This is a genomic window from Streptomyces sp. NPDC001634 (genome assembly GCF_040298185.1).
Classification (GTDB): domain Bacteria; phylum Actinomycetota; class Actinomycetes; order Streptomycetales; family Streptomycetaceae; genus Streptomyces.
The window spans coordinates 165,528-173,575 of the sequence record NZ_JBEOZU010000009.1 but is presented as its reverse complement, the minus strand read 5'-3'; the positions used below and the strand labels follow the sequence as shown (position 1 = coordinate 173,575).

At 71.5% G+C, this 8,048-nt stretch carries 7 protein-coding genes and 1 pseudogene; 5 read left to right on the top strand and 3 right to left on the bottom strand.

The genetic code is table 11. The annotated features are described in order from the left end of the window. Both ABT186_RS08680 and idi read left to right on the top strand, forming a co-directional pair. Window positions 1-110: pseudogene (locus tag ABT186_RS08680) on the top strand (UDP-glucose 4-epimerase GalE); the annotation flags it as partial. A gap of 325 nt (window positions 111-435) precedes the next feature. Then, complete coding sequence (gene idi, locus ABT186_RS08675; RefSeq protein WP_351224692.1) at window positions 436-1,029, top strand: isopentenyl-diphosphate Delta-isomerase; 594 nt, start codon at window positions 436-438, stop codon at window positions 1,027-1,029. 62 nt (window positions 1,030-1,091) lie between these two features. On the opposite strand, the gene ABT186_RS08670 is transcribed toward idi, so the two are convergent. Beyond that, window positions 1,092-1,601 carry an ATP-binding protein gene (locus ABT186_RS08670; RefSeq protein WP_351224750.1) on the bottom strand — a complete coding sequence of 170 codons (510 nt, stop codon included), beginning with the start codon at window positions 1,599-1,601 and terminating at the stop codon, window positions 1,092-1,094. A gap of 277 nt (window positions 1,602-1,878) precedes the next feature. Here ABT186_RS08670 and ABT186_RS08665 point away from each other — a divergent pair, with 277 nt between their 5' ends. Then, the gene (locus ABT186_RS08665) at window positions 1,879-2,694 is read left to right on the top strand and encodes an enoyl-CoA hydratase/isomerase family protein (RefSeq protein WP_351224694.1); all 816 of its coding nucleotides are present in this window, start codon (window positions 1,879-1,881) and stop codon (window positions 2,692-2,694) included. A 233-nt stretch (window positions 2,695-2,927) separates the two neighbouring features. On the opposite strand, the gene ABT186_RS08660 is transcribed toward ABT186_RS08665, so the two are convergent. Further along, window positions 2,928-3,563, bottom strand: coding sequence for a DJ-1/PfpI family protein (locus ABT186_RS08660; RefSeq protein WP_351924214.1), 636 nt, complete (start codon window positions 3,561-3,563; stop codon window positions 2,928-2,930). Between the two features lie 41 nt (window positions 3,564-3,604). Next, window positions 3,605-4,561: a GlxA family transcriptional regulator gene (locus ABT186_RS08655; protein ID WP_351224698.1), complete on the bottom strand. Its 957-nt coding sequence runs from the start codon at window positions 4,559-4,561 to the stop codon at window positions 3,605-3,607. A 113-nt stretch (window positions 4,562-4,674) separates the two neighbouring features. Between ABT186_RS08655 and ABT186_RS08650 the strand changes: the two genes are divergently transcribed. Next, window positions 4,675-5,541 carry an SCO6745 family protein gene (locus ABT186_RS08650; protein WP_351224700.1) on the top strand — a complete coding sequence of 289 codons (867 nt, stop codon included), beginning with the start codon at window positions 4,675-4,677 and terminating at the stop codon, window positions 5,539-5,541. A gap of 88 nt (window positions 5,542-5,629) precedes the next feature. After that, entirely contained in the window at window positions 5,630-7,999 is a 2,370-nt protein-coding gene (locus tag ABT186_RS08645) for a Tex family protein (RefSeq protein ID WP_351224702.1), read from the top strand. The last annotated feature ends 49 nt before the right edge of the window (window positions 8,000-8,048 follow it).

Here is an 8,048-nt window from a genome sequence, read left to right as displayed (position 1 = left end):
CGCTGGCCGAGCGGGCGCTGGGCTGGAGCGCACGGCGCGGGGTGCGCGGGATGGTGGAGTCGGCCTGGCAGGGCTGGCTGCTGCACCACCCCGAGGCGAGCCGCGACTGACCTGCCGCAACCGGCATACGCACCGCGCCGGAGTGGTCACGTGCGCGCCGGGTCCGGCATGACACGTGCGTGTGATGGCAGGGGTGCACACCGGGAGTACGGCCTGCGTGCGGGCATGGGGCAACCGCGGTGCACCCCTGGGGGCGGTTCCCCCTCCGTGGCGCCGGGCACGATCAGGTATCCGGACGCTTCCGGCGTCCGTTCCACGAGGGCCGTGCGGCCTGTCCGGACGGCCGGGGTGGGACATGCGGGGAGTCACGAAGTGCCGGGAGTGCCGGATTCGTACGGCAGACTTGAGGCTGGACAACCAATGCGAAGGATGGGCATGCCGATCACACCTGCCACCGCGACGGACCGTTCGTCGAACGGCGCCGCTGAAGCCATCTTGCTTGAGCTGGTCGACGAGAACGGCACCACGATCGGCACGGCGGAGAAGCTCGCTGCTCATCAGCCTCCGGGTCAGCTGCACCGGGCGTTCTCGGTGTTCCTCTTCGACGAGCGCGGCCGGCTGCTGCTCCAGCAGCGTGCGCTGGGCAAGTACCACTCCCCCGGCGTCTGGTCGAACACCTGCTGCGGCCACCCCTACCCGGGCGAGGCGCCGTTCGCCGCGGCGGCCCGGCGGACGTACGAGGAGCTGGGCGTCTCCCCCTCGCTGCTCGCCGAGGCGGGCACGGTCCGCTACAACCACCCGGACCCGGACTCGGGCCTGGTGGAGCAGGAGTTCAACCACCTCTTCGTCGGTCTGGTGCAGTCCCCGGTGCGTCCCGACCCGGAGGAGGTCGGGGCGACGGCCTTCGTGACCGCCGAGGAGCTGGCGGAACGGCATGCGAAGGACACGTTCTCGTCGTGGTTCATGACGGTCCTGGACGCGGCACGGCCCGCGATCAGGGAGCTGACGGGACCGTCCGCAGGCTGGTGAGCGGGAGGTCCGTCCGGCCCACGTGGCCGGACGGCTCGTATGCCCCAGCGGCTTCGGGGCAGTCAGAAGATCTGTGCCGGTTTGAGCGGCAGGGCGGCCCAGATCACCTTGCCGCCGTTTGCCGTGTGCTCGACGTCGCACACGCCGCCCGCCTCCCTGGTGACCTCGCGGACCAGGAGCAGTCCCCGGCCGCCGGTCTGGCCGTGGTCGGCCTCCAGGGCACTCGGGCGGTAGGGGTGGTCGTCCTCCACCGACACCCGCACCCATTCGGGACCGACGGCGACCTCCACGGCGAGCAGGGGCGACAGCAGCGCCGCGTGCCGGACCGCGTTGGTGACCAGCTCGGAGACGATCAGCAGCAGGGCGTGCACGGTGTCGTCCGAGACGGGCACACCCTGGCGGGCCAGCAGATCCCGGACGGCGTGCCGCGCCTGCGGCACCGAGGCGTCCACGGCGGCGGCGGTGAACCGCCAGACCCCCTCGTACGGCAGCGGTCCCGGTGGTCTGCGAACGTCCTGCCCCGACCCGCCGCCTTCAGGGCGCGGGCCATACCCTCGCCCTCGGTTCTCCATCGTCCGGTCGCCACCCTTGCGCTCGATTGTCACCACATGTCGAGTGTTGGGAATGCGCCGGTAGGTACCGAATGACTGAACACAAGTCGGCAGGTATCGACGGTTTCTGACCGTTGGCGTATGCCGCCGTCGGTCGAGTGACCGCTCCTGTCCTTCGTGGCGCCCCCTTCGGAACTCTTCGGGTTGTACGGGTTTGCACCGGCCCGGCCCCTCGTGACATCGGGTCGCCTCCTGGTCTCCTGATCGTGCGTCCGGGGGTGCGGATAGCATCCGTGGTATGGAGCCGCAGCTGCTGCACAGCGTCGCCGACGGGGTCGCGACCGTCGTCATCCACCACCCGGCCAAGCGGAACGCCATGACGGCCGGCATGTGGGAGGCGATGCCGCCGCTGCTCGACGAGCTGGCCGCCGATCCGGCCGTCCGGGTCCTGGTGCTCACCGGCGAGGGCGCGACGTTCTGTGCGGGCGCCGACATCTCCACGCTGCGGGGATCGCCGGAGCAGGCGCAGACGCTGGCCGTGCTGGCCGAGGAGGCGCTGGCCGCGTTTCCCAAGCCGACGCTGGCGGCCATCCGCGGCCACTGCGTGGGCGGCGGGTCACAGCTCGCGGCGGCCTGCGATCTCCGGTTCGCGGAGGAGGGTGCGCTGTTCGGGGTGACGCCGGCCAAGCTGGGGATCGTCTACCCGGCCTCCTCCACCCGCCGGCTGGTGTCTCTGGTAGGGCCCGGTACCGCCAAGTACCTCTTGTTCTCGGGCGAGTTGATCGACGCGGAGCGGGCGCTGCGGACCGGTCTGGTCGACGAGATACTGCCCGAGGGCGAACTCGGCAAGCGGGTAGCGGAGTTCACACGTGTGCTGGCCTCGCGCTCGCAGCTGACGCAGGCCGCGGCCAAGGAGTTCGCGAACGGGCGCACGGACCGGGACGCGTACTGGGCCGAGCGGGCGCGCGGCAGCGGCGACACCACGGAGGGCGTCGCCGCGTTCCTGGAGCGCAGGCAGCCGCGGTTCACCTGGTCTTGTGAGGACGCCCGCATTCATGCCCGGGAGGAATCGCATCCTCGCGAAAACGACGCGGAGCGCCGCAGCATCCTCTAGGCCGGCGGAGCCGGTCTGAGAGCCCTCGAAGGCACGAACCGGCTTGTCCGGGGACACGGTTGTGGTTGGTGTTGACCGGGCTCGCGTCACCGGATTTCCCGGTGTGGGGCCTTGTCACCGGTCCCGCGCCCGACTGGGCGGATGCGACTTCGGTGCCGCAGCCGACGGCGACGAAGTGTGAAGCGCACGAGTGGGCAAGCTCAGTCGCTTCACGGCCGAGAAGGTGACCTGGACTACGTCAGGATGAAGCGGCTCTTGCCGCGGAACTCCTCGACGAGGTGCGCGGGCGCCTTCTGCGGGGATCCCGCGTCATAGGGCGGCTGCGGATCGTACTCGGTCAGCAACTGTACGGCTTGGGCGTGTTCGTCGCCCGCGATGCGGCCGAGCAGGGCGAGGCCCATGTCGATGCCGGAGGAGACTCCGGCGGCAGTGACGTACTTGCCGTCGAACACGACGCGCTCGCCCGTGGGTTCGGCGCCGAACTGCTTCAGGAAGTCCAGGGCCAGCCAGTGCGAGGTGGCGCGGCGCCCCTGGAGGAGTCCGGCGGCGGCGAGCAGCAGGGAGCCGGTGCACACGGACGTCGTCCAGGTGCTGGTGGCGTCGGCCGCGCGCAGCCAGTCGAGGAGGGCCTGGTTCTCCATCTGCGGGGTCTGGCCGGGGCCGCCCGGGACGACGACGATGCCGGGGCTCGGCACGTCGGCGAGGGTCTTGTCGGCGGTGAGTGCGAGGGCTCCGGTGTCGCTGCGCACGGGCCCCGTCCGCTCGGCGACGAAGACGGTCTCCGCGTCGGGGAGGCGGCCGAGGGTCTCGTACGGGCCCACGGCGTCGAGGGCGGTGAAGCGGTCGTAGAGGACGATCGCGATCTGCATGGGTTTCCCTTCGGTGATCAATGGGTTTCCCCTCCGGTGAATCAGCGAGTGGTGGTTGCCGGGCGGAAGCGGCGCCGGTACTCCGCCGGGGCCGCGCCGAGTGCCTTCACGAAGGCGCGGCGCATCGCCTCGGGCGTGCCGTAGCCACTGGCGCGGGATATCTCCTCGATGCCGTCGGCGGTGTCCTCCAGGAGGCGGCGGGCGTGTTCGAGGCGTACGCGGTCGACGTAGCGGCCTGGGGTCGTCCCGGTCTCGGCCTGGAAGGCGCGCGCGAAGTGGCGGGGTGACAGCCGGGCGTGGGCGGCCAGCGACTCGACGCTGAGGTCGCCGTCGGGATGCTCGGTGATCCATTGCTGAACCTCGCGCAGGGGCTCGCGCTGCGCGGTCTGAGCGGCGAGCTGGGCGCTGAACTGGGCCTGGTTCCCGGGACGGCGCAGGAAGACGACCAGGTGGCGTGCGATGGTCAGTGCGGTGTCGCGGCCCAGGTCCTCCTCGACCAGGGCCAGGGCGAGGTCGATGCCCGAGGTGACGCCGGCGGAGGTGGCGACGTGGCCGTCGCGCACGTAGATGGGGTCGGGTTCGACCTCGATCTCCGGGTGGTTGCGCGCCAGCGTGTCGCAGTAGGCCCAGTGGGTGGTCGCCCGGCGGCCGTCGAGAAGGCCCGCTCGGGCGAGGAGGATCGCGCCGGTGCAGATGGAGACCAGACGGTCGGCGTGCGAGCCGTGCTCCCGCACCCAGTCCACCAGGCGCGGGTCGGGTCTCCGGGTGCCCTGGCCGCCCGGGACGAGCAGGGTGTGCGGGGCGGGTGCCTCGGCCAGTGTGTGGTCGGGGACGAGCGTGAGGCCGCTCGACGTGCGGACGGGGGCGCCGTCCAGGGAGGCCGTGACGATGCGGTAGGTCCCGGGCGAGTGGATCTCGGCGCCCGCGAAGACCTCCACCGGGCCAGTGACGTCGAGGCTCTGCACATCGTCGAAGAGGACGACCAGGAGGGTGCGCATGTTCTCGATTCTTGGCGGGCTCCGGGATGGCTGCAATGACGAACAACCCACCTTTCCTGCCATCAGGCTCCCCACCGTTCCCGACGTACCAACCAGTCGGTAGCCTGCCGGTCATGACCACTACCCTGCCGGAGCGCGCCGGGCGGCGCTGCCACAACGTGATCAATGCGCTGCACTCGGCGCACTACTTCTCGCCGGACCTGGACCGGGAACTGGCCGCCGTGGGCGTCGAGGACCAGCGGGCCGCCTACTTCGCGGTGCGGGCGGCGGCGATGGGACCGGTGGGCGCGGGCGTGGTGACGGCGACGTTCTACAACTTCCGGCCCGAGCTGGTGGCGAAACACGTGCCCGCCGTGTGGGACACGGCATCCCCGGAGGTGGTCCTTGCGGCACGCGCGCGTGCCGTGGACGCGACGCTGCGGCGGCTTCTCGGTGAGGACGTCGTGTCCTCCAAGGAGATGGCCGAGGCGGCGGAGCTGGCGCTGCGCGCGGCCGAGGCGTGCTCCCGCCACGCGCGCCCCCTGTACGCAGCGCACGCCGATCTGCCCGTGCCCGACGCACCGCACCTGGCGTTCTGGCACGCGGCGACGCTGCTGCGCGAGCACCGCGGCGACGGCCATCTCGCGGTGCTGCTGGATGCGGAACTCGACCCGGTGGAGGCGATGGCGAGCCACACCGCCACCGGCAAGGGGATGGCCCCGAAGTGGGCGTGCGGGACCCGGGGCTGGAGCCGGGAGCACTGGGACGCGGCGGTGGAGCGGCTGCGCGAGCGCGGGCTGCTCGACGCCGAGGGCGGGTTGACCGAGGCAGGTGTCGCGCTGCGCAGGCAGATCGAGGCGGAGACCGACCGCCTGGACCGTGCCCCGTACGAGCACCTGGGTGCCGCGGGCGTCGAGCGCCTCACGGAACTGGCGGGCGGGCTGCTGACCAGGGCTCTCGCCGCGGGGGCCTTCCCGGAGGGCATGATCGGCAAGGGGTGACACGGCCGACCCGTGCCCTGATCCCCCGTTGTCGGTCCGACCTGCCACAATTGCCGCGCAACCTCAGTGGAGAAGGCGGTACGGGATCGTGACGACACCCGGGTCCCTCGGAGCAGGGTCCATCGAAGGCAGGATCGCCGAGGAACTCGGCGTACGGGAGCGGCAGGTGAAGGCCGCGGTCGAGCTGCTCGACGGCGGTTCGACGGTGCCCTTCATCGCCCGCTACCGCAAGGAAGCGACCGAGATGCTCGACGATGCGCAGCTGCGCACGATCGAGGAGCGGCTGCGCTATCTGCGGGAGCTGGAGGAGCGGCGCACGGCGATCCTGGAGTCGGTGCGCGAGCAGGGCAAGCTCACCGAGGAGTTGGAGGCCCAGATCCGGGGCGCCGAGACCAAGGCGCGCCTGGAGGACATCTATCTGCCGTTCAAGCCGAAGCGGCGCACCAAGGCGCAGATCGCGCGCGAGGCCGGTCTGGAGCCGCTGGCCGAGGGCCTGCTCGGCGACCCGACGGTCGAGCCGCTGGCCGCGGCGGCCGCCTTCGTCGACGCCGACAAGGGCGTCGCCGATCCGCAGGCCGCGCTCGACGGCGCGCGAGCGATCCTCACCGAGCGGTTCTCGGAGGACGCCGACCTGATCGGCGAGCTGCGTGAGCGGATGTGGGTGCGCGGGCGCCTGGCTGCCAAGGTGCGGGAGGGCAAGGAGGAGGCGGGCGCCAAGTTCGCCGACTACTTCGACTTCGCCGAGCCCTTCACGGAGCTGCCCTCGCACCGCATCCTCGCCATGCTGCGCGGCGAGAAGGAAGAGGTCCTCGACCTCGTCCTGGAGCCCGAGGAGCCGACGGACGGCCCGTCGTCGTACGAGGGGATCGTGGCGAACCGCTTCGGGATCGCCGACCGCGGCCGCCCCGCCGACAAGTGGCTCGTGGAGACGGTCCGCTGGGCCTGGCGCACCCGCGTCCTCGTGCACCTCGGCATCGACCTCAGACTGCGACTGCGTACGGCCGCCGAGGACGAGGCGGTGGCCGTCTTCGCGGCGAACCTGCGCGACCTGCTGCTGGCCGCCCCGGCCGGCACGCGCGCGACGCTGGGTCTGGACCCCGGGTTCCGTACGGGAGTGAAGGTGGCCGTGGTGGACGCCACCGGCAAGGTGGTCGCGACGGATGTGATCTACCCGCACGTGCCCGCCAACAAGTGGGACGAGGCGATCGCGAAGCTGGCGCGCCTCGCCAAGGAGCACGCGGTCGAGCTGGTCGCGATCGGCAACGGCACGGCGTCCCGCGAGACGGACAAGCTCGCCGGTGAACTGATCAGCAAGCACCCGGAGTTGAAGCTCACCAAGGTGATGGTGTCCGAGGCGGGCGCGTCCGTGTACTCGGCTTCCGCCTTCGCCTCGCAGGAGCTGCCGGACATGGACGTGTCGCTGCGCGGCGCGGTCTCGATCGCCCGCCGTCTCCAGGACCCGCTCGCCGAGCTGGTGAAGATCGACCCGAAGTCCATCGGCGTCGGCCAGTACCAGCACGACCTGTCCGAGGTGAAGCTGTCGCGCTCGCTGGACGCGGTGGTCGAGGACTGTGTGAACGGCGTGGGTGTGGACGTCAACACGGCGTCGGCGCCGCTGCTCGCCCGGGTCTCCGGCGTCTCCTCCGGGCTCGCGGAGAACATCGTGGCGCACCGCGACGCCAACGGCCCGTTCACCTCGCGCTCCCAGCTGAAGAACGTGGCGCGGCTCGGCCCCAAGGCGTACGAGCAGTGCGCGGGCTTCCTGCGGATCCGTGGCGGCGACGATCCGCTGGACGCCTCCAGCGTGCACCCGGAGGCGTACCCCGTGGTCCGGCGCATGGTGAAGACCGCGGGCCAGGAGGTGGCCTCGCTGATCGGCAACACGTCGGTGCTGCGTTCGCTGAAGCCGGGCGACTTCGTGGACGAGACGTTCGGTCTGCCGACGGTGACCGACATCCTCAAGGAGCTGGAGAAGCCGGGACGCGACCCGCGGCCCGCGTTCAAGACGGCCACCTTCAAGGACGGCGTCGAGAAGATCTCCGACCTGTCGTCCGGGATGGTCCTGGAGGGCGTCGTCACGAACGTCGCCGCGTTCGGCGCCTTCGTGGATGTCGGCGTCCACCAGGACGGCCTTGTGCACGTCTCCGCGATGTCGAAGACGTTCGTCAAGGACCCGCGGGACGTGGTGAAGCCGGGCGACATCGTCAAGGTGAAGGTGCTGGACGTCGACATTCCGCGCAAGCGGATCTCGCTCACGCTGCGCCTGGACGACGAAGCCGCACCGCAGGGACAGCAGAGCGGCGGCGGTCGTCAGCAGCGTGGCGGGCGTCCTCCGCAGCAGCGGCAGGGCCGCCAGGGCGGCACCTCGCGTCAGGCGCCCCCGCCGCCGGCCAACAGCGCGATGGCCGACGCGCTGCGCCGCGCGGGTCTGCTCGACTCGAAGAACGGCCGGCGCTGAGACATCCGGGCCCGGACCCTTCGCCGTGTCGCGGAGGGCCCGGGCCCGT